Source organism: Bacteroidales bacterium (genome assembly GCA_022647615.1).
Lineage (GTDB): Bacteria > Bacteroidota > Bacteroidia > Bacteroidales > UBA932 > Egerieousia.
In genome coordinates, this window is sequence record JALCKZ010000001.1 from 1,083,848 (window position 1) to 1,106,760 (window position 22,913).

The 22,913-nt window shown below is 41.1% G+C and carries 14 protein-coding genes and 1 tRNA gene; 7 read left to right on the forward strand and 8 right to left on the reverse strand.

Going from position 1 to position 22,913, the window contains the following annotated elements; genetic code table 11:
* Positions 1–40: 40 nt before the first annotated feature.
* Positions 41–214 (reverse strand): hypothetical protein, encoded by a 174-nt coding sequence (locus tag LKM37_04705; protein MCI1720301.1) that lies wholly within the window; start codon positions 212–214, stop codon positions 41–43.
* A 74-nt stretch (positions 215–288) separates the two neighbouring features.
* The gene (locus LKM37_04710) at positions 289–2,085 is read right to left on the reverse strand and encodes a helix-turn-helix domain-containing protein (GenBank protein ID MCI1720302.1); all 1,797 of its coding nucleotides are present in this window, start codon (positions 2,083–2,085) and stop codon (positions 289–291) included.
* Between the two features lie 105 nt (positions 2,086–2,190).
* Between LKM37_04710 and cmk the strand changes: the two genes are divergently transcribed.
* Both cmk and LKM37_04720 read left to right on the forward strand, forming a co-directional pair.
* On the forward strand, positions 2,191–2,928 hold the full coding sequence (cmk, locus tag LKM37_04715) for a (d)CMP kinase (GenBank protein ID MCI1720303.1): 738 nt from the start codon (positions 2,191–2,193) through the stop codon (positions 2,926–2,928).
* Between the two features lie 5 nt (positions 2,929–2,933).
* Positions 2,934–4,067, forward strand: coding sequence for a hypothetical protein (locus LKM37_04720; GenBank protein ID MCI1720304.1), 1,134 nt, complete (start codon positions 2,934–2,936; stop codon positions 4,065–4,067).
* Positions 4,068–4,083: 16 nt separating this feature from the next.
* Here LKM37_04720 and LKM37_04725 read toward each other — a convergent pair whose 3' ends face one another.
* Complete coding sequence (locus LKM37_04725; GenBank protein ID MCI1720305.1) at positions 4,084–5,253, reverse strand: sigma-54 dependent transcriptional regulator; 1,170 nt, start codon at positions 5,251–5,253, stop codon at positions 4,084–4,086.
* Between the two features lie 58 nt (positions 5,254–5,311).
* A complete protein-coding gene (locus LKM37_04730) occupies positions 5,312–5,764 on the reverse strand; it encodes a DUF4783 domain-containing protein (protein MCI1720306.1) in 453 nt (150 codons plus the stop codon).
* Between the two features lie 64 nt (positions 5,765–5,828).
* Here LKM37_04730 and LKM37_04735 point away from each other — a divergent pair, with 64 nt between their 5' ends.
* The 4 genes from LKM37_04735 to LKM37_04750 all read left to right on the forward strand — a co-directional run bounded on the left by LKM37_04735 (position 5,829) and on the right by LKM37_04750 (position 11,470).
* Positions 5,829–6,359 carry a 23S rRNA (pseudouridine(1915)-N(3))-methyltransferase RlmH gene (locus LKM37_04735; GenBank protein MCI1720307.1) on the forward strand — a complete coding sequence of 177 codons (531 nt, stop codon included), beginning with the start codon at positions 5,829–5,831 and terminating at the stop codon, positions 6,357–6,359.
* A 33-nt stretch (positions 6,360–6,392) separates the two neighbouring features.
* Positions 6,393–9,992 carry an ATP-binding protein gene (locus LKM37_04740; protein MCI1720308.1) on the forward strand — a complete coding sequence of 1,200 codons (3,600 nt, stop codon included), beginning with the start codon at positions 6,393–6,395 and terminating at the stop codon, positions 9,990–9,992.
* A gap of 45 nt (positions 9,993–10,037) precedes the next feature.
* The gene (locus tag LKM37_04745; protein MCI1720309.1) at positions 10,038–11,312 is read left to right on the forward strand and encodes a pyridoxal phosphate-dependent aminotransferase; all 1,275 of its coding nucleotides are present in this window, start codon (positions 10,038–10,040) and stop codon (positions 11,310–11,312) included.
* A gap of 83 nt (positions 11,313–11,395) precedes the next feature.
* Positions 11,396–11,470: transfer RNA gene (locus LKM37_04750), tRNA-Pro, on the forward strand.
* A 124-nt stretch (positions 11,471–11,594) separates the two neighbouring features.
* Here the strand turns inward: LKM37_04750 and LKM37_04755 are convergent.
* Positions 11,595–13,070, reverse strand: a complete 1,476-nt coding sequence (locus LKM37_04755) for a RagB/SusD family nutrient uptake outer membrane protein (protein ID MCI1720310.1) — start codon at positions 13,068–13,070, stop codon at positions 11,595–11,597.
* A gap of 19 nt (positions 13,071–13,089) precedes the next feature.
* Positions 13,090–16,275 carry a TonB-dependent receptor gene (locus LKM37_04760; GenBank protein ID MCI1720311.1) on the reverse strand — a complete coding sequence of 1,062 codons (3,186 nt, stop codon included), beginning with the start codon at positions 16,273–16,275 and terminating at the stop codon, positions 13,090–13,092.
* Between the two features lie 235 nt (positions 16,276–16,510).
* Here LKM37_04760 and LKM37_04765 point away from each other — a divergent pair, with 235 nt between their 5' ends.
* On the forward strand, positions 16,511–18,013 hold the full coding sequence (locus tag LKM37_04765; protein ID MCI1720312.1) for a beta-lactamase family protein: 1,503 nt from the start codon (positions 16,511–16,513) through the stop codon (positions 18,011–18,013).
* A gap of 82 nt (positions 18,014–18,095) precedes the next feature.
* On the opposite strand, the gene LKM37_04770 is transcribed toward LKM37_04765, so the two are convergent.
* A complete protein-coding gene (locus tag LKM37_04770) occupies positions 18,096–19,565 on the reverse strand; it encodes a RagB/SusD family nutrient uptake outer membrane protein (protein MCI1720313.1) in 1,470 nt (489 codons plus the stop codon).
* A 19-nt stretch (positions 19,566–19,584) separates the two neighbouring features.
* Entirely contained in the window at positions 19,585–22,713 is a 3,129-nt protein-coding gene (locus LKM37_04775; protein MCI1720314.1) for a TonB-dependent receptor, read from the reverse strand.
* Between the last annotated feature and the right edge of the window lie 200 nt (positions 22,714–22,913).

Consider the following 22,913-nt stretch of genomic DNA (forward strand, 5'->3'; position numbering starts at 1 on the left):
TTACTCTTTTTAGCCGCAATTTTTTGTGAATAGCGGCCGGCTAATCTTCTTTCTTGAAAATTCCGTACTTAACAAGTTCAATGACTATATAGCCCCATTTGTCATTAGACTTTCCGCATGCGATGCGGTATACATTACCAGGTGTGGTACAGTATTTTAGAGCAATCAGAAGATAGCGCCATTTATGTTTGGAGCGGTACCATTTCTTTTTCATAGACACAGCAAGAATAAAACTCAGCGGTGCGAATATACGCAAATTTTTGGCACTGGCTGTGCTAAAATTGGAAGTTATGGCCTCTCTTTCTCCTCTTTTTTGGAAATTCTCCTGAATTCGGACGGAGTCATTCCGTATCTTCCCAAGAAAAGCCGGTTGAAAGAACTGCGGGAATTAAAGCCGGATGATTCCCCAATTTCTGTGATGGATAATTCAGGATTTCTCATCAGCATAACAGAAGCATTGCGTAAACGGTAACCATTAATAAAATCCGTAACGCTCTTATCCTCAGAACAGTTCTTAATAATATCCAGAAGATAACTCCTATTGGTTCCCACTTTTGCAGCTAGGTCATCTCTTCCAAGCAAAGGATTCTTAAACAATTCTTCTTTCTGCATTATGTTGTTAAGACGCTGATAAATAACTTCTTCCTGTTCAGGCTGAGAACTATCTTGAGAAGTGCTTGCATCAGGCGAAGTTTGTCTTTCTGAGTTACCGGCAGTTTTTTGAGATTCAATAGCAGCCTTTGCCGCCGCTTCTTCTCTCCTGTGTGTTTCCCTCAGTCTTTCATAAATAATTCTGTTCTTTTCATTTAACCTTCTGGCATAAATTATTGCAGTTATCAGAATTGCAATTAGCAGCAGGCAAACAATAATTGCGGCGTAAAGCCTATAAGTGCTTGCGCGTTTTTCCAGTTTGAGCTGGTCCACTTTGAACAGAGTACTTAATTCATTTAATTGACTGCTTGTTTCTGAGGCGTTTAGAGAGTCTTTTAATGGTATGAGCTTTTCGTATTCATCCGCTGCTTTTGCCTTCATTCCGCATCTCATATAAATATCTGCGCGTTTTTCATAAACACCAATTAGCCCAAAGCCATTGCCCATTGCACTATCCAAAGCAAAACGTTTAGCTTCATACTTTAAGGCTTGTTCAAATTCTTTAGCCTCTATGCAGTAAGTAGATAAGTTATCCAGGGCATCCACTTGCGCAAGAGGAGAGGAATTTTTTGAAAGCTCCATTGCCATGTCTAAGAATGGCTTAGCGCTCTTAAAATCATGCAGGCCTGTCTCCGCCAATCCGAGCGCCCCGTAGCACTTGCGGTAAAAATCATCCAGTGCGGAAATATCAGTACCCTCTTTTTTATATCTCTCTTTATAGCTGTCCAAAACTTTTTTCCATTCCAGCGCTATAGATGCTTCTTTTGTATAATCTCTTAAATTATTGAGGACCACGCAGTAATCACGATAGGTGTCTACAAGGTCAGTTGCGTTGTCTTTATTTTTTTTCAAATATTTTACTGCAGCCTCAAATTTTCTTGCAGCCTCCTTGTCCATGCGCATGTGCAAATAAGTCTTGCCAAGACATGACAGAGAAATCCCGATGCCGTAATCATTTTTTCTGTTGCGGGCATCTGTATAAATTTTTTCAACTTCCCTTAATGCCGTATGAAATTTTCCATCATACAAATACATCTCCACAATTAGCGTCCACTTGCTGTAATACTGTTGCCACAATTTGTGTTCTGAGAAAAATGAAAGATTCTCCGGCAGCTCCCTTGCCATTTGATCTCTCATATAATAATTATACAAACAATTAAGCCTGAGTTCTCTTGCATAGGCTTCCTCTCCTATGTTGTTCTGCTTTTTAGCCTCTAACATATAGGCTTTTATGCAGTCCAACTCTTGGGTGGAATCATTTATGTTTCCCGCAATTTGACAAAGATTGTTCAGCGCAACCAGCTTTTCCTTTCCTGACAGATGAGGTAATTTTTTTCTGATAGAATCTAGTTGTGGGCTAGTGCCTGTCGCGATATTGATTTGAATAAGCGATAGCAAAACAACAAGAAGTAATTTTATATTTCTTAGTCTCATAATTTTATTCTCAAACAGAATAATATCTCTTAAACGGAATTTTGAATTGCGAATATAGTCAAAATAAATTCTATTAACTTTGCATTAACAGAAAAGGAGAATTTTATGGCTAATGGTAAGATAATCATCGCGATAGATGGCTACTCCTCTACGGGTAAAAGCACTTTTGCCAAACTTGTAGCGGAAGGACTCGGATATATTTATGCAGACAGCGGAGCTCTTTACAGGGCGGTTACATATTTTGCATATACTAACGGATTTATTGATAATAAGGGTGTTGTTGAGGCTGAGGGGTTGCAGAAAGTGCTGCATAAAATAGAACTTTCTTTTAAAACTTCCTGTCCCGACGGAAAAAGCATGACTTATTTAAATGGTTCTAATGTGGAGAAACAAATTAGAACATCTGAAATTTCAGGACTGGTAAGCAGGATAGCAGAAGTTCCTTTTGTAAGAGAATATGTGGATGAAATTTTGCGCAAGATGGGAGGCGATAAAGGACTTGTAATGGATGGTCGGGACATAGGAACGGCGGTATTTCCAAATGCGGAATTAAAAATTTTTATGACTGCGTCCCCTGAGGTAAGAGCTAAGCGCCGCTTTGACGAGCTTAAGTTGAAGGGAGCTAAAGATACTTATGATGAGGTACTTGCAGCTCTGAAGAAGAGAGATGACATTGATGAACACAGAGCAAAAGACCCTCTTACAAAGGCAAAAGATGCTATTGTTCTGGACAATAGCAGCATGACAATGGAGGAGGAAATAGATTGGCTTAATGCAATCCTAAAACCCAATTTTAATCTTCAAATTCTTAAACCCTCTATTAAACTTCCGTCCGGGCAATAATTATCATGAGTGTTATTAATGCTCCGGAGAAACCGCGGAAAATAATTGCAGTAATTGACATGGGAACCAATGTATTCAATCTGCTTGTAGCAGAGGTGAATATGGCTGATGTTAGCATTGATGGTGTCCGGCAAAAAAGAGTGAAGTACATTTGTCTTTTTAAGGCTCCTTCTAGAATAGGGGCGGCAGGTCTTGCAGACGGAGTTATTAAGCCTGTCGCATTTGAGACGGCGTCTGATGCTATGAAGCAAATTTTATGGCACGTCAAAAAGATTGAGGGACAATATAATACGCAAGTTCCGGTTTATCCCTTTGCAACTTCCGCGGTAAGGGATGCAAAGAACGGCCGGGAGTTTGTCTCATTTATGGATGAGCGTTTTGGAATTGATATCCAGGTAATTAGCGGGGATGTTGAGGCTATGTTTATTTTCCGCGGCGTCATGTTGAGTGTGCCCCAATTCAGCAAGAAGATAAGATTCGGTTGCGCCTCTGCCACTGAGCCAGATGAGCGCATGGAGCGCAGCGACTTTAAACGAATCGGCTCAGTGGCAGAGGCGAATGCAGATGCGGTGGCAGATGCATATAACAGTGGGGATATTTATATGCTGCTAGACATCGGCGGCGGCTCAGACGAATTCATAATCACCGACGGAGCCAAAATCCTCTGGGAACACAGCTTCCCAATTGGCATGGCGCGGATGAGGGAAAGATTCAATTATAGTGAACCTATTAAGAATGAAGTGATTGATGAGTTCCTTGTTTATTGTGATGAAGCGCTGCAGATACTTTGGGAAAAGATAAAAGAGTATAAACCAAAAATTCTTATTGGTTCCTCCGGCACCTTTGACACCTTCAAAGATTTGATTTATGACTGTGGCTATCGTGATAAAAATTCTATCACGCTGCCTCTGGGTGAGATGGAAAAATTGTATGAAAGACTGCTGCCAACCACAAAGGCCGAAAGAATGCGAATCCGTGGAATGAACTCAATAAGAGAGAATTATATTGTGCTGGGGATTATCTTTGTCCGCTTCATTTTGAGGCGAATGAAAGAGACTTCAGGCCCGGAAATTCAATTATGGCAGAGCAGCTTCTCTTTGCGGGAAGGAGCAATGGATAAAATTGTTTCTGAATTATAGATTAAGGCGGAGACCGCTATTTAAAAATAGGGGCAGCGTAGGCAACCACATCTGCTTTTGTAATCGGGTTGCTGCCAAGAATTAACAAGCGCTCAACAACATTGCGCAGTTCACGGATATTTCCGCTCCATGAATGTTTCTTAAGCTCTTCTATAGCATCGTTGTTGATTTTCCTCATAGGCATTCCGCCCTCTGTGCAAATTTGCTTTATGAAGAAATTTACAAGAATAGGGATGTCCTCTTTCCTCTCAGCCAGTGTTGGAACGTGTATGATAATTACGCTAAGTCTCTGATACAAATCCTCTCTGAAGGTTCCCTTTTTAATCTCTTCTGACAGATTTTTATTTGTGGCGGCAACAACTCTAACGTTAACGTTGATGTCCTTGTCGCTCCCAACTCTTGTCAATTTATTCTCCTGAAGAACTCTAAGTACCTTGGCCTGAGCAGGAAGGCTCATGTCTCCAATCTCATCCAGAAATAGTGTTCCGCCGTCTGCCTGTTCAAATTTTCCTTTGTGCTGTTTTACAGCAGAAGTGAACGCTCCTTTCTCATGTCCAAACAATTCGCTCTCAATAAGTTCGCTTGGAATAGCAGCGCAGTTAACATCTATGAACGGCATTTGAGCGCGGTTGCTTTTTTCATGCAGCCATCTGGCTACCAGCTCTTTGCCTGTTCCGTTAGAACCCGTTACAAGCACGCGCGCATCAGTAGGGGCAACTTTATCTATTATTGCCTTTACCTGATTTATAGCGGGCGAATTTCCGATAATTTCCTGAACTCCGGTGCCTGAAATTTTCTTCTTAAGCGTCTTATTTTCTTTGACTATGGAAGTCTTTTCGCTGGCATTTTTTAGAGTAATAAGAATCCTGTTTAAATCTGGCGGTTTCTGAATAAAATCAAAGGCTCCTTTTTTAATGCACTCAACTGCGGTGTCTATGGAACCGTGCCCCGATATCATCACGACAGATGATTCAACCCCTTCAGCTACAAGCTTATCCAGCACTTCTACACCATCCATGCCGGGCATTTTTATATCGCAGAAAATAACATCAAAATTATTGGCAAGCGCCTGCTCCAACCCTTTTTTCCCGTCTTCAGCTAATGAGACCTCATGTCCCTCATCCTCAAGGATGTCCTTCAAAGCCATGCGGATGCTCTTCTCGTCATCTATAATAAGTACTTTCATATTAATCTGTTAAAACTTCACTTAAGCGTCTGCAAATTTAACAAAAAGATAGAATGTGCTAATTTACAGCTCCAGAGTTGCGCTCAATGCGTATTTGCAAAATTTGCGCAGGGGAAGGCTGAGTTCTTACAAGAAGAATTACTCTAAAGTTGTCCCCGCCGGCAGTAAGATTTCCAATTGCGTATTTCATTGGAGGATTGCCGCTTTTGTGAAGAATGGTAAAACGTTTTGGGGTAAATTCTGCAAAGAAATTTTTCATAATCTGGGTCGCCTGCACTTTGCTGCAGTCTGTGGGGTTTCCAAGAATTTCCATCTCCAGATTGTTTGCAAACCACGCAGATAGTTTCTCTGCATCTCCTTTCTGAATGTATTTGGATATTGGAACAAAGACATCACCTCCCTCTCTTTGCGGAACGTCAGAGGAGCTTAGCGCAAAAAAACCAGCCGCAATACACATTGCAGCTGCGGCAGTTAAAAGGGGTGTCCGTATGTTCTTAATATTTAAATGCATAATGTGAGCGAGGAAAATTGCAAAAATCAAGCCATATTGGGTAAAAATGGCTATTTTTGCAAGTATGAAAGTGACTCTGATATGTGTTGGAAAAACCGATTTCCCCTACATAACAAGCGGAATGCAGATTTATGAGGAGAGGCTGAAACATTATGTTAAGTTTTCCACAACATATATTCCGGCTTTAAAAAATGCCGCATCTCTTACGGAAGGGCAGATAAAGGATAAGGAGGGCTCCCTGATACTTAAAGAGATTTCAGGCGGCAAGAAGGATGTGCCGGCGGGAAGAGGTGGTGCCGTGAAAGTTGCCGGAGGTGCATGGGTGGTCTTATTGGATGAGCGCGGAACATCTTTTGATTCAGTCGGATGGGCACGGCATTTGGAGCAAAGGCTATCTTGCGGGGGAGGTGATAAAGAGATTTTTTTTGTTATCGGCGGAGCGTATGGTTTTTCCAAAGAGGTGTATGAAATGGCAAATGAAAAAGTATCATTGTCAAAGATGACTTTTTCTCACCAGATGGTAAGGCTTATTTTTATTGAACAATTATATAGAGCGTTTACAATTATGAGGGGTGAGCCTTATCATCATCAATAGATATTTAAATTGGCGATAATTAACTGATTTCCAATGTTTGAAGATACTGTCGGGAATATAAAAAGATTTTTCAAAAGCACTAGCGCTCTGCTGTTTTTTGCTGCAGCCGTTATTATTGCCGCGGTCTCCTTTTTTGTTACTCCGCAGAGTACTTCTTTGAAGGGGCAAGCTGCAAGAGTAGAAAAAATTGTTCAGCAGAGAGAGAAGATTTTGGAGGATTACGCCAACAAATCGCTTAATAAGCCAGCTTCTCAATGGCTTAGTTTTGAGGATTTTCCAAGCGATATGGTTTTGTACCGCTATTGCGCCGATACGCTGCAGTCTTGGGTAAATCAGTTCCCTATAAGCAATGATGAAGTGGATATTGATGCTACTGCATACATGCAGCTTTACAGGATTCATTATATGGGGAGCCAAAATCAATTTGATTCCCCGTTCGCATATCTAAAAGGAAATGAACAGTATGTGAACTTGGGTACTTCCTGGTATGTTGTAAAAGTATATGCAAAGGGGAATCAAAAAATCATTGCGGGTCTTCTTATAAAGACAGACTCCAGGTCTTCCGACGCAACGGGTTCTTCTACGATAAATCCAAGGCTTAAGCTCTCCAGGCGGCTGGATATTGTACCAATAAATTTTGATGACGGAGCAATTGTAAAGGATAAGGAAGGAGATGTGCTATTTGCTGTGGTTGAGGATGTTGCGTTTAGAGGCTCAAAGAGCGTGAGCCTTCTTGTTTGGATAGCTCTTGTCCTTGCGCTGTGCGGATTTTTTGCTCTTTTCTACAGGAGAAGGACATTAAGAGATTTTCTGATTTTTGCGGCGGGCATTACTGTCTTGCGCGTATTGTGTTTTCAATTTGGAGGATACCTGAGGCTAGACTCAGATTTCTTCTCTCCTACTCTTTATGCAGATGCAGGAATATTCTCTTCCCTTGGCAATTTGCTGCTGAATAATTTATATGTCTTTCTGATAGTGCTGGCCATTTATATGCTCAGAACCAACTGCTTGCGTTATGTCAAAACACATGCGGGCTGGAGAAGGCAAATTGTTCTGGCGCCAATAATTTTACTCCCGATAGTTCTATTTGTTTATATAAACTTTACGCTGCGCTCTCTTATTAACAATTCCACAATTGTGCTGGAATTGTATAGAATAACGCAGCTGAATTTTTATTCCGTGCTCTGCTATCTCTCTTATGCTCTGCTGTTTTTGGATTTGCTTTTCTCATTGCAAAATGCTGCAAAAACTATCGGGATAAAAAGAAATTATTACCTGCTCTCTGCAAGAAACATTTTGATATTTATTTTTGCTACCGCTCTATATACTTTGTTGACAACTAATTATCTTAGCTTTAAGAAGGAGTGCGAGTGGAGCAAAGTGGTAACTAACAAACTCTCCGTGGAGAGAGATTTGGGACTTGAGCTGGAACTGCGCTCTATTGAAATGAAGCTTGCAAAGGACCCTTTGTCTGCTGTAATTCTTAATCTTCCAAAGGAAAACCTTAAACTTTTGGAGCAGAGATTTTCTGAACTTTATTTCCAAAGCATAAAGCAAAAATATCTTATAAGTTTAACAATTTGCCGTCCGAATGATGTGCTGCCGTTGCCGCAACTTGTTGACTGCATGCAGTATTATGATGCTTTGCTTACTCAGTATAATGCAATGCCGATAGCAGACGGAAGCAGTTTCTTTTATCTTAGCAATTACAAAGGAAAGGTTGGATATCTTGGAATTTTTAAATACCTGACGGAGAATGGCCCTATAAATTTATACATAGAAATTGATTCCAGGTTTGCAGAGGATCCATCCGGCTATCCGGCAGAACTATTTGATTATCAGCAGCAAGACAATGTCAATATTCCGTCGGAATACTCTTATGCAAAATATTATAGCGGAAGGCTGACACTTTACAAGGGTAATTATAATTATCCTATCTCATCTTCTGCTTATAAAGCTCCCGACGGATTTGCCGTGGAAATTAAAGATAAATGTGTCCATTTCATTAATCAGGTCTCAGATGATAACTTGGTGGTAATAAGCCGTCCAAAGAGATCTTTCTTCCCTTATCTGGTTTCCTTCTCTTATCTGATGCTTTTCTATTGCGCTATTTTCTTTATAGTCCTGAGGGTTAGAAGGTCCAGAATTAGAGCTGTTTCCAGATTGAGAGGTCCAAAGAAATCTCTGAGGAGGAAAATGACATATTTGCTTACTACCGCACTGGTTGTTGCGCTTATTGCAATGGCCCTTGGCACCGTGTGGTTCAGTATCAATTACTATAACGGAAGCAACAGGCTGAGGCTGGAGGAAAAAATTCAGACGGTGCAGAAGACGCTCTCTACATTTTGCTCATACGCAAGGGATTACACCGATATTAATTCCAATGATTTGTTCCAGGCAATGGACCGCCTGGCAAATGATACGCAGTCCGATATAAACTTGTATGACCCTCACGGAAAATTAATCCGCTCTACAAAGCCGGAGCTTTTTGACAAATATGTTCTGTCATCCAGAATGAATCCAAAGGCATATTCTGAACTGGTGCTTAAGACAAGAAGCCAAGTGTTTAATAAAGAGAGGGTTGGAGTCTTTCATTATTACTCTTTATACTCGCCTATATTCAATGTTAACGGCAAGATGATTGCCATTGTGAACATCCCGTACTTTGCAAAGACTTCCTCATTAAGAGGAGATTTGTCATCCGTTGTAGCAGCAATCATTAATGTTTATATCATTTTGCTGATTATTGCAATCTTCTTTGGCACAGTACTTTCCAATTCCGTTACAAGGCCTCTTGCGCAGATAAGCGGAAGGATGCAGTTTATAGATGTATCAAAGAAGCCTGAACATATTAACTATAAGAGCGAGGATGAACTTGGACTTTTGGTAGGGGCGTACAACAAGATGGTGGACTCTTTGGTGGAGAGCACAAAACAGATGGCGCAGACTGAAAGAGAAAGGGCATGGAGCGAGATGGCCCGCAGAATTGCGCATGAAATTAAAAATCCTCTGACTCCGATGAAGCTTAGTATTCAGAGGCTTATAATGCTTAAGAAGAGAAATGCCCCTGGATGGGAGGAGAAATTTGAAGATACGGGGAATTCAATTTTGGAGCAGATAGATATCCTTTCAAACACTGCTTCTGAATTTAGCAGTTTTGCAAAATTCTTTGTGGAAGATAATGCTGAAGTTAATTTGTATGAACTTATCCGGGAGCAAAAAATACTATTTGATACGCAAGATAATATTAGAATTTCTTATGGATATGATTCTGAAAAATGCATGATATTCGCCCGCAAGGGACAAATAGTTAGAGTCCTTGTTAATCTGATTTCCAACGCAATACAGGCGCTTGAGAAAGTAAGCGAGACTGGCAAGGGATTCATAAGAGTTTCTTTGCAGGACAAAGGGGATGATTATGTGGTTGCCGTGGAGGACAATGGAGACGGCGTTAAAGAGGAAGATATGCCAAAATTGTTTACTCCAAACTTTACCACAAAGAGCAGCGGCAACGGACTTGGACTTGCAATCAGCAAGAGCATAATTGAACAGAGCGGCGGAAAAATATGGTATTCTAAGTCTGAACTTGGCGGCGCGAACTTTGCGTTCAGCCTTCCTAAGTATAAAGGATAAATCATTATAAAATAGATAATTAACACGGTTGTAAATATAATATTTATGGCAAAATATAATTTTGATGAAATCATTGAGCGCAGAAATACTGATTGCTTAAAATGGGATGCGGTTGTGGAGAGATGGCATAAAAAAAATCTTCTCCCAATGTGGGTGGCGGATATGGATTTCCGCACGCCGCCTTTTTTGATGGACGCGCTGAACAAAAGGAATGAACATGAGGTGCTGGGTTATGCGCGCCGTCCGGAAGATTGGTACAAGGCTATAATCTACTGGTTTAAAAAGCGTTATAACTGGAGCATCAAAGCGGAAAACATAGGTTTTGTTCCGGGCATTGTTGTTGGCTTGTGCCACGCTTTAAGATGTTTCACAAAGCCGGGAGATAAAGTCCTTATCATGCCTCCGGTCTATTTTCCGTTCCGTCTGCAGATTCTTGCTGCGGGCTGCAAGCTTGTCAATTGCAATTTGAAATTAAAAGACATTGCCATTAAAGGAAATGCTGCAGCTAAAGAGCAGCAATTTGAGCTGGATTTTGATGATTTCCGTAAAAAGATAAAAGGCTGCAAAGCTATGATACTCTGCAATCCCCACAACCCTGGCGGAAGAGCATGGACCCGTCGGGAACTAGAAGAGATTGCAAAAATTTGTTTGCAGAATAAAGTGCTTGTGCTGTCAGATGAAATCCATTGTGACCTGACATTTCCCCCTTTAAAGCACATCCCTTTTGCAACTGTTAATGCTCGTCAAGCACTGAATACCATTACATTCCATGCTCCAAGCAAAACTTTCAACTGCGCCGGTCTTGGCAGCAGCGAGTGGATTGCTACAAACAAAAAGCTGCATGACACGTTTGCTAAATATTTGGATGACGGAGAGTTTGACGGAGGCAATGTTTATTCTTTTATTCCCGACAGATATGTCTATACGCCAGAGGGTTCCGAGTGGTTAAAGCAGGCGCTTGAATATATGCAGGGCAACATAAATTATGTTGAGAAATTCTTGAGAGATAATTTTATTTTTGATGCTATCTCAAAGGTAAAAGGAGGCAGGCAGATGTCTGAGCACAAAACACAGCTTATTACTATGATTAAACCTCAGGCTTCATTTTTAATTTATTTGAACTTTAGGAATCTTGGTTTGACTCAAAAACAACTTTGCAGTTTTATTGCTGATGATGCTCATCTTGCTCTAAATGATGGGGCTGTATTTGGTCCTGGAGGAGAAGGGTTTATGAGGCTTAACATTGGTTGTCCCAGAGCTACGGTTGAGCTGGCGATGGGGCAGTTAAAGAGAGCGTTTGATAAGAAGTTCTGCAAATAATTTTTATATTTGCACCCGCATTCCGCAAGGGGTGCGAGTTTGCTCCGCAGGGAGCATTTGATTTGCTCCGCAAGGAGAAGTTTCGGGATGTGGCGCAGTTGGCTTAGCGCGCCTGCTTCGGGTGCAGGAGGTCCCCCGTTCGAGTCGGGGTATCCCGACATTTTAAAACCGCCGAGTATTTGGCGGTTTTATTTTAAAATAATATTTAAAAAAAAGCGTCCGTTTTCACGGGCGCTTCTTTTTTTGTTCCGCGGCAATCAATCTGTCGCGACATATAATCTATTAATAACCAGGATTCTGTACTAGATTTGCATCTGTATTGATATCATCCTGACTAATAGGAAGGATAGTTCTAAAGAATGTTCTGTCAATTGTTGACTCTCTGTAAGGGTGAGGAAGCTCTCCCTCTCCTCCGTCAATTACATCATTATAAGTGATGCTCTTGTTGCAGCGGATTAAGTCCCAATATCTTTGACCCTCTCCAAATAACTCTTTGCTCTTCTCTAATAGAATCATATCAAGAGTAACAGTTGACTCAGTAGCAGGAGCCAAGTTAGGAGAACGCTTTCTAATCTGATTCAGATAGTAAGCAGCTCCGTCAGTTGCGCTCAAATTGCCGGTTCTTAATGCGGCCTCTGCAGCAATTAGATAAATCTCTGACAGTCTGCAAAGCTTGATGTTAACTGCAGTATATCCTGCTTTGCCATCACCTGACAATGAAGTGCTTCCAAGATATTTATAGCAAGAGCCAAGTCTTGTCTTAGAAAGCTCATCATAAGCCATGATGCCCCAGCGGACATCGCTTGCATCTTCCTTCATTCTTGCCAGCCAGAAGTCACTAGCAACAAACAATCCGTCAGAATCACCATCGCAGTCACCCTCGCGGCTTATTGTTTCACCAAGGCAAGCAGAGCCGTGGTCAGCCTCATTGATGTTAACTGCAAATTCTATAATTGACTCGCTTCCAAACTGTTTCTTCCATGAATCTACCCATTCTGAATTTGAATACAAGGAATAATCACCGTCACTGATAATCTCTTTGCAAGCTGCAAGAGCCTCAGCATATTTACCCATTTCCATATCAACTCTTGCCTGAATTGCAAGGTTGCCATAGTAATTGATATAGCCGTTATTAGCATCTTTTCCAATCAAGCCTGCGCCTGTTTTCAAATCGCTAACTATTTGAGTATAAATATCATTAACAGTAGCACGTGAAGGCTTCTCAGTTGTTGCCAGGCTTGCCGTTACCAAAGGAACTGCCAAAGCTGATTTATCAACGTTGTAGTCTTTTCCGTACATTCTTACAAGATCAAAATAAATCATTGCTCTGTAAGTATACAGCTGACCTTTAGCGTCGCTGAAATCCTCTTTTGTGCCGGCTTTTTCAACTGCGTCAATGCTCTCCAAAACGCTGTTTATCTGCGCAATGCAAGTATAACCTACGCTCCAGAAGCCGGAATATGTTCCGGAAACAGAAGTATGGCTAAATGTATAAAGGGCGTCTGAGCCTCTTCCGTTTGAAACAACCGTATAATCTCCGCCTTTAGCATCTGCGTAAAGCAATATGTTGCGGCCATACAGAGAAGTACTCAACATCTCTCTGACTAAACCGTTGATAGCAACTTCTGCATCTCTTGCGGTTGTAACGGAGCCTTTTGAGTCAACGCTATTTGTAGGTTTCATATCCAGGAAATCATTGCAGGATGTGAAAGCAAACAAGCTCAATACAACTAATAGTGTAGTATATAATTTTTTCATTTTCTTACAGTTTTATCAGTTAAAAACCAAGTTCCAATCCAAAGGTAATAACCTTGCAGAAAGGAGTTTCCCAACCTCTTGTGCTGTATTGGTTAGTCTCAGGGTCAACCTCTCTATAAGCTGCCCATGTTAGTAGGTTAGTGCCGCTGCAATATACTCTTGCATTCTGCAAGCCAACCTTGGAAATCCAGTTCTTAGGTAGATTATAACCAAATGTTACAGTCTTTAGTCTTAAGAAGTCTCCGTGATGTAGGTGACGAGTACTCTTAATCATAGCGTCTGTTAAGTCAACACCTTGAATCTGAGGTACTGTAGTCTTTTGGCCCTCATGAGTCCATCTGTTCTTTGCAACAAATGCAGAACGAGTTCTTGTCCAATAGTAACCATCATCATTTATATCCTTCTCTGCGCCGTCATACAGCCAGCAGCCAAGTTTGTAAATGAAGTTTAATCCAAGTGTGAAGTTCTTCCATGTAACGTCAGTATTGATGCCTCCGTAAATCTTTGGAACACCGTTACCTATGATTTTCTCATAAGCATCATTATAATCATAAGAAGCCCATCTTCCGGCATATTTAAATTTGCCGTTAACTCCATCTTGGAATGAAGCTTCTTCCTCTTTGCTTCCGTTGATGTACCATACTTGTCTTCCGTTTGCAGGATTAACGCCTGCCCATTCACGTCCCCAGAATGCAAGGGTAGATTGTCCCTCTCTGTAGATGTAATTTGCACGGGCATCATCGCCTGTAGGGTCAGACCAAAGAATGTCCTCTCCTCCGTAAAGTTTCTTAACCTGTGATTTAAGAATAGAAGCTGTAACACTTGCGCTCCATGTAATCTGCTTGTTGCGGATAATGTCGCCGCCTAATTCAATTTCAAATCCCTTGTTGTTAATCTTTCCAATGTTCTGAAGTTTAGAAGAATAACCGGTTACTGTAGGAATTGGAACATCTTGTAGCAAATCCTTGGAATCTCTGTTGAACCACTCAATTGTACCGTATAATCTCTGATCAAATAAACCAAATTCCAATGCGATATTTGTTGTGTAGTTAGTCTCCCATGTAAGGTTCTCATCTGCTGTTGTGCTGATGATGCTACCAGGATTCTGCTGATACTTAAGGGTAAATGCAGAAAGAGATCTCCAACCATAATTGTTGGAAGGAAGCGTACCGTTAACACCATAAGATGCTCTTAGCTTTAAGCTGGTAATCCAAGGAGCACTCTTCATAAACTCCTCATTAGTAATTCTCCAGCTGCCTGCTACTGACCAGAAGTTACCCCAGCGGTTATCTTTGCCAAGCTTAGAAGAACCGTCGCGTCTGAATGATGCGGATGCGTAATATCTGTTATCATAATTGTACTCTGCCCTGCTCAATACGGAAGCAAGTGAATTGCCCCAGTTATAAGCGTTAGCATCAACAACTCCTGCTGTTGCTACGGTATGGACTGTAGATGGCAGGAATGTACCGGTAGAACGCTGGAAATCAGTCTTGTTCTTCTCTGCCTCAAAACCTGCAAGCAAGGAAATTGTGTGCTTCTCTGCAAATGTAGTGTTGTAAGAGACTGTAGATGAAGAAACCATCTTATTAGAATTGGTCGTCATTTCATCAACTTCTCCGTCGGTACCTGCACCGTTGTAGTGCTCTGCACTTACATAATAATGATCCAATGTCTCTGCGTTATCATAAGAGAAAACTGTCTTTGCATCAAGTCCGGGAAGTATGTGGAAAGTTAGAGTCTCTGATGCTCTAATCTTCAAGGTCCTAGATGAGTTTGACCATTTATCATGATAATAATTAGGGTTATAGCAATATCCGTTAAACTTCAGATAAGGTTTTGTTTCATCATCATAATAATAAGGCCAGTACAAAGGGAACAACATATTTCTGGAAGCCATGAAGTAGTTGCTGCTTGTGCTTCTGGAATCGTTGAATCCTATTGTCTTAGTTCTTCCAAGGTCTACGTTTGTAGAAAACTCAAAGAACTTTCCAACCTTCTGGTTAACGTTCAAGCGTCCGGATACGCGGGTGAATTTATTATCAATCACGCGGCCTTTATCTTTAGTATAACCTATTGAAGAATAATAAGTTGTCTGATCATTACCACCGCTGACGGAAAGATCGTAAGTCTGGTAAACACCCATCTTGAACAAATCGCTGTTCCAGTCATAATATTTATTTAATCTCTTCTCTGCTCCGTCTACAACGCCGATGTTAAGTTTTGTATAACGTCCGGTGTCTTCTGATGTAATTACATATCCGTGTTTTTTCCATCTGTCTCCGGTGTTGATTTGCTTTAGAGCGTAAGCATTGGCTTGTGCCTCTGTGTGACCGCTTTGCAATCTGTAATCCCAGAAAATTTCATACTCCATAGCAACCTGGTCCTCTGCAGATGCAGATGAGTAGTTCTTTGTTGCCCATGAAGGTGAAAGAGATACGGAAGTCTTAAAGTTGATGGAAGGTCTTCCTGATTTTCCTTTCTTGGTTGTGATAACTACAACTCCGTTTGCTGCACGTGATCCGTAAAGTGATGATGCAGCCGCATCCTTCAATACTGTAATACTCTCAATATCATCTGGGTTTAATGTGCTCATGACGTTGTTGGTAGAGTAAGTGTATCCGTACATTTGTCCGGCGTCTCCTTGTGAAACCGGAACACCATCAATTACGTACAAAGGTTCAGTAGAAGCATTCATGGAACCGATACCTCTAATGTGAATAGAGGTTGTGGAACCAACCTGTCCTGAACTCTGCGTAACCTGAAGTCCTGCAACTTTTCCGTTAAGAGCATTCTCAAAAGAAGCTGTCGGGACATCCTTGATAGCATCATTTTTTACTACTGCCGCAGCACCTGTATAAGTGCCTTTCTTTGCAGTACCATAGGCAACTACAATGGTCTCATCCAATGCCATTGCATCTGCGGAAAGCTGTACGTTAATGACACCTCTGCCGCTAACTGCAACTTCCTGAGTTGTAAAACCGATGGATGAAAATACCAAAGTAGCATTTGCCGGAACATTGGCAATGGAGTATTTACCATTGTCATCCGTAAAAGCGCCAATCTTTGTCCCCTTTACTTGAACGTTTGCTCCAGGAACCGGTTGACTGTCATCTTTGGAAGTAACCGTACCTGATACGGTAACTTTTTGTGCATACATCATTGTAGACAACAACACTGTAAGCGCAAATAAAAAGATTTTTTTCATTAGGTCTGTTTTAAGTTATTGTTTTAGTTTGGTAATGTAATATTCATTTCCGTTGCACAAGGTACGCATTAATTTTGAGGCGTAACATATTTGTAATATATTTTATAACAAAATTGTTATTTTTTTTTGCAACGTTTCACGTGAGAATCGCATCGCAAAACTTTATTTTCAGCTCCAAGTGCACCGCAATCAAATTTTAGTACCTTTGGACTTTGTTATATAATCTAAACGGAATATGTCCAGCAATTATTTATTTTTTCATCGCGACAGGTTGTTAAAATCTGCCAGGTATGTGCTTATACTCTTTATTTCTGCCTTCATTGCATGCAATATTTCCAGCTGCGGCGGAAGCGGAAACAGTCCTGTTACCCCTCCGTCAACTACGAAATCGGGACTACATGCGCTGAATGGATTTAACATCAATTCAGTCACTAATACGGCATCTTCTTTAAAAGAAGATTGCAAGGGTGTTATTGTTGACAGCCTTGTTCTTATTACAGTACCTGATGGGGTCTCCCTGACTTCATTGATACCGGACTTTTCAATCTCCGATAAAGCAACCCTTTATGCTAACGGAGTACCCGTAGTCAGCGGACAAACCGCTATTGATATGTCCAATTCAGTAAAGATTACATTAGTTGCGGAGAATGGAACGGCCCACTCTTACTTTTGGCTTTTAGCGCGTAATGGCAATGCTACTTTTGACAATCAGGCTTACACCATAATGAAGAATTTTAATATTCCCGGAATCTCGCTTGCTGCAACCAAAGATGAGAAGCTTGTATATTCTGCCGGCTATGGATTTGCTGATAAAGACGCACATATAAGGGTTACTCCAAATATGTTGTTCAGACTTGGAAGTGTTTCCAAACAGCAAACGGCATTGTGCATTATGACTCTTTACGAGCAAGGCAAATTGGATTTGAATGACAAAGTTTTTGGAACTGGCGGCATTCTGCAGAGTGAATTTCCTGAGACATCTACTTATCCTTATGTTAACGGAGTAACCAGCGTTACAGTTAAGAATCTTTTGCAGCATAACAGCGGTTGGACTGACCAGCTGATTTTTGATACATCTGAACCAATTTCCAGCATGACTCTGGACCAAAGAATTGATTATCTGGTTCATCACGTTTCCATGTCATCAGCTGTCGGGAGTACATATCATTACTTTAATATGGGTTTCTGCATATTGGGCAGGATTGTAGAGAAACTTACGGGAAAAACTTTTGAAACTTATTTGAGAGAAGTTACTGCAAAGGCCGGTGTTACAGATATGTGGGTAGATAAGAGTACAAGAGCGGAGAAGAGAAGCAATGAGGTTGTATTCTATTCTCAGGCTTCCGGCGGCAATGCATATTTGAATCCTATGGAGGTGGTAAGTTCTTGCGGCGCAATTATAGCTTCCGCACCGGAGCTTATGCAACTTCTTTGTGCTGAGGATTATGGGACGGTTGTTCCGGATATCTTAAAGAGCAGTACTTTGGATTTGATGTATACTCCTTCCCCTAATTATTCCCATTATGGATTAGGCTGGAGATTAAACCATTCTTATTTTACAAACTGGGCTTCTTATCACGGCGGCAATCTTGCAGGTACCGGAACTCTTTGGGTCAGAGGCAAGAAGGGCGTTAATGCCGTTGTGCTTTGCAATTCACGCAGCTATCGTGAGGATATAGATTTTGACACAAGCCTTTATGATTTGCTTGGTACTGTAATGAGTGCCTTTGGTGATTAAAAGGTTTTATTGAAAATAAAAAAGGCGGCTGAAATTCAGCCGCCTTTTTTATTATTGTACCGGACTAAAAGTCCTTGCTAATTTACTCTTTGTAACCAGGATTCTGTTGTAGTTCAGGATAAGTTACACGCTCATTGTGTGAAATAGGAAGAACAACTCTGTAATCATCCCAGGAAATTGTGTAAGGAGTTGCGCCTGCAAAATCATCAGGGTCAGCAACCATGCTTCTTGTAAGCTTGCCGCCGCGACGCATGATATCAAAGAATCTGTGTCCCTCTCCGATGAATTCCTTCTGATTCTCCTCGTCTACAAGTGCCTTTGTAGCAGCAACTTTTGTAACGGTAGGATCAGCTCTTCTTCTTACTGCATCCAAATAATCGCTGGCATCTGCGGCTCCTGTCTCAATACCTGCTTCTGCTGCAATTAGATAAGCCTCTGCAAGTCTGAAGATATGAGGGTTATTACGTCTGAAAGTATAACCTTGAGTCTTGTTGCCTATGAATTTCTTAAGCCAATATTTTCCGCTCTTCTTAACGCCGGTTACAGGATCATCATACTGAATCATCTGTGCACGGACATCATTAGGAGTAGATGCAAAAAGTTTTCTCCACTTTAAAGTAGGGACAACGCTTGCTCCTGCATTTCCATCATCAAACCATAGATAATTGTAGAAACCGCCGCCAAAGCCGCCGTCACTATCAATATCACCGTTTGTAGAGACAAGAACCTCAAGAACAGCCTCGTCGTTTCCTTCAACGCCCCATGATGATAGGTAATCAGCATTAGGAACCAAGCTGTAAGGGGACTTCTTAATAACCTCTGTTGCAGCATTGTATGCCTCGCTATAGTTACCCATATACAGGTACATTCTTGCCTGAAGAAGCTTAGCTGCCCAATAGTTGAAGTGGCCAAGGTTCTTGTCTGAAGAAAGTAGAGGAAGTGCGGTTGTAAGGTCAGATGCAACTTGTGCATAAGTCTCAGCGACAGTACTTCTAGGCAATTTTGCCTCTGAAGGGGATACCGGAGTTGTGATTAGAACTGCTCCAAGTGAAGCACCCTTATCATACATGTAAGGCATTCCATAAAGTCTTGCCAAATCAAAATAGCAAAGGGCGCGGACTGCGTAAGCCTCTCCTAAGTAATTATTCTTTGTAGCAACATCATCTGCATCTGTAACATTAAGAGCAGCAAGACTCTGAATAAGAGTGTTAGCTCTCATGATTGTTGTATAGTAAGATGTCCACAAAGAGAAATATGTATTTGCAGAAGGCTCGTATTCCAAAGCGTAAGCGATACTTCCGGTACCGCTGACCTCTTTAGGGTACAAGTTATCGGCTCTCATATCGCCCATGGTTATCATGGTTCCGCCGTATAGTGTGTAGTATTTCAAATACGTATACAAACCGTTGACGGCAACTCCGGCATCCTCAAGTGTAACTGCAGCTCTTGATGCTGGAACGGAATCGGTAGGAGTATCATCTAGAAATCCTTTGCAAGAGTTCATGGATAGAATAACTCCGATTGACATTATTATGCTTAATATCTTTTTCATAATTCTGTATGTCATTTAGTTAAAATGTAACTTCTACGCCAAATGTAACTGTTCTAAGAGTTGGCATCTGGTAGTTGTAATAACCGTCGGCTTCAACCTCAGGATCAAGCTCCGAGTTAGAGATTGTAAGAAGGTTAGTTCCTGCAACATAGAATCTGGCGCTCTTAAGAGTAAGCTTATCTGTAATGAACTTAGGAATGCTGTATGAAACTGTCATGTTCTTAAGTCTCATAAAGTTATCCTTGTGCAGATAACGTGTTGAATTGTAGTAACCTCCTTGATTGTTTCCAAGGATACGGCGTGGAATATTTCCGTTAGTGTTATCCTCTCTCCAAGTATTTCTCTGAGATTTAAGAATAGGCTGTGTAAATGTTCTGTAACCATCATTTGCAAGTTCATCCGTTGCACCGTCCCATAGATAGCCGCCATATTTGTATGACCAAGCCATTGATACAGTGATGTCCTTCCATCTGAAGTTTGCGTTGAATCCGCCATAACCCTTTGGAATAGAAGTCTTGCCGTCAATAATCATTGAGCTTGCATTTTGTCTTGTGGTAGGGGTGTAGTTGAAACTGTTGCAAGGCATTGTCTCGCCGCTCTTTATAACCTTTCCGTTCTTTAATGTAACGTCCTGGTCAACAACATCTCCCTTCTTGTAATAAGAACCCTCTGCATATAGAGGTTTTCCGTTTGTCTTATCAACTCCTAGGTAATCTCTTGTGTAGAACTGATAGAAGGAGTATCCCTCTTTCCAAATCCATACATCGTTAACAATTTCCTCACCTGGCTTTGACAAGGCCTTAACCTCATTGTGAACGGTTGCCCAGTTTGCACCAACTGACAAATCCATATCTTTTTTCTTAATGATGTCTACATTCAATGAAAGTTCCCATCCGTGATTGACCATTGCGCCAATGTTCATAAGTGAAGTGGAGAATCCTGTAGTTGAAGGAATTGTAGCATCCAAAAGCAAATCGGTAGTTTTCTTGTGGTAGTACTCTGCTGTTAATGTGTATCTATCAAAAATAGTAGCATCCAATGCAACGTTCCAGTTCTTGTTTTTCTCCCATGTCAAATCTGTATTGGCAACATTTGAAGGATAACTTGCACCTTGTGAACCATAATTGCCATAATCATAAACTGCCATGTAGCCAAAATAGCTGGAAGGTAGAGTACCGCTTGTTCCATAAGAGCTGCGGATCTTACCATCATTTAACCAATCATATTTTAAGAATTCCTCATTGGCAAATCTCCATGAACCTGATACTGACCAGAAGTTGCCCCATCTAGAATTTGAAGCAAGTCTTGAGGAACCATCACGTCTGAAAGTACCTGTCAAATAGTATTTTGCATCATAATCATAATTCAAGTTGCTGATTAATGAAAGCAAACCTTCCTCTCTAGAGTATGAATAACCATCATCAAAGTTAGCTGCAAGATAAGACTCAGTTGCGCCTAAATATTTGAAATCTATTTTTCCGATAGATGTCATCTTATAGCGGTCTCTCTCAGCCTCCCATCCTAGCATTGCGCTAACATGGTGCTTTCCAAATGTTTTATCAAAATTAGCAGTAGTAGAAGAAACCATTCTGACATCATTGCGGTGTCTGTCAGATGCATAACCTCCAACATCACTATAAGCATAGAAATTAGGGTGACCATATAACCATGCAAAACGGTCATGTTCATTCTCCCAGTCGTTACTTAATATAGTCTTGATTTTCAAATAGTCAGTGATTGTAGCTTCTGCCCATCCTTTTAACATCAAACGATTCTGCCATGCATCATTTACCTGAGCTTTGTAAGAAGCAACCGGGTTGATTGTGTTGAATCTGGTGCTCATGCGCTCTAGATAAAGTTCACCTGAATCTTTATATTTATAAGGCCATCTGTCAGTTAGAACAACTTTCCAAATGAAGAACGGGTTATCCTTAGAAGACCAGCCGTCCTGGTGGCCATCCTGATACTGCCAAGAATACTGAAGTGTTGCTCCAATCTTTACTCTCTTTGCAGCCTGTGCATCCATATTAATAGTAGTAGAGAATCTGCGCAGTTTATCAATTTTGATAACACCCTCCTGGTCTGTATAAGCGATAGAAGCATAAACTTTTCCTTTCTCGCCGCCACCTGTGATACTATACTCGTAAGTTTGGTTTCTGCCTTTGCGGAACAGAACGTCTTCCCAATCTTTATAAATATACTTTGAGTAATCTCTTGCAGGATAGTTCTTTGCAAGCATTGCAGCAGTATAGTCATCTAGAGTTGCATATTTTCCTTTCCATTTTGTAGGGTTGTCCTGACCGTAATTGTAGAATTTCTGTCTTTCCAACTCTTCCGTCTCAGAATCTGAGCACTCAGGGTAGTTGTTATATGCAAAGTAAGAAAGACCAAGAGATGCCTTGAATGTAGAGGTCAGGTCTCCAGCTTTTCCTTTCTTTGTTGTGATTAGGACAACTCCGTTGGATGCACGTGAACCATACAATGAAGCGGCTGCCGCATCCTTCAAGATAGTGATGGACTCAACATCGCTTGGGTTCAAATAGTTCATGGCGCTGGAAGAAATGTTGCCAGAACCATAGTCTCCGCTTGTTGCAGGGACACCATCAATTACGTACAAAGGCTGGTTGCCGGCATTGAATGAGCCAAATCCGCGGACGTTAATCTCTACCTGTGAACCAGGCTGGCCAGAATAGGAAGCAACTTGAACACCGGCAGCTTTACCTGCAAGTACTTGTTCAAAGCTTACTACCGGGGCATCTTTAATAGCGTCCTGTTTTACAACAGTGGCTGAACCGGAATAGGAACCTTTTTTAACGGTACCGTAAGCAACAACGATTGTTTCATCCAAAGTAGTTGAGCTGGAGGCCATGGCTAAATTGACAACTGCCCTTCCGCCAACAGCAACTTCCTGTGTGTTGAAACCTATAGACGAAAAAACAAGCGTAGCATTTGCCGGAACATTGGCAATTGTGTACTTACCTTTTTCATCTGTGAAAGCACCGGTCTTTGTACCCTTAACCTGAACGTTAGTTCCAGGGATAGGTTGACCGTCATCCTTAGAAGTCACAGTACCTGAGACCGTAACCTTTTGTGCGAGCATCATTGTTGAACACAATGCAGCGAGCACAAACAAGAATAGTTTTTTCATTGATTTGTTTGGTTATAGTTAATAATAGCTTGAGTAATTCTAATAATTACTATAGCAAAAGTAATGAATTATATCTACCGTGGTAACAAAATTGTAATTTATTTGTTACTTTTTTTTTACGTGTAATTGCAACGTTTAGAAAAATAAGTGCATCGTAGAATCTTAAACGGGGATTTTTTGTAACGGCATGCCGTTCAAAA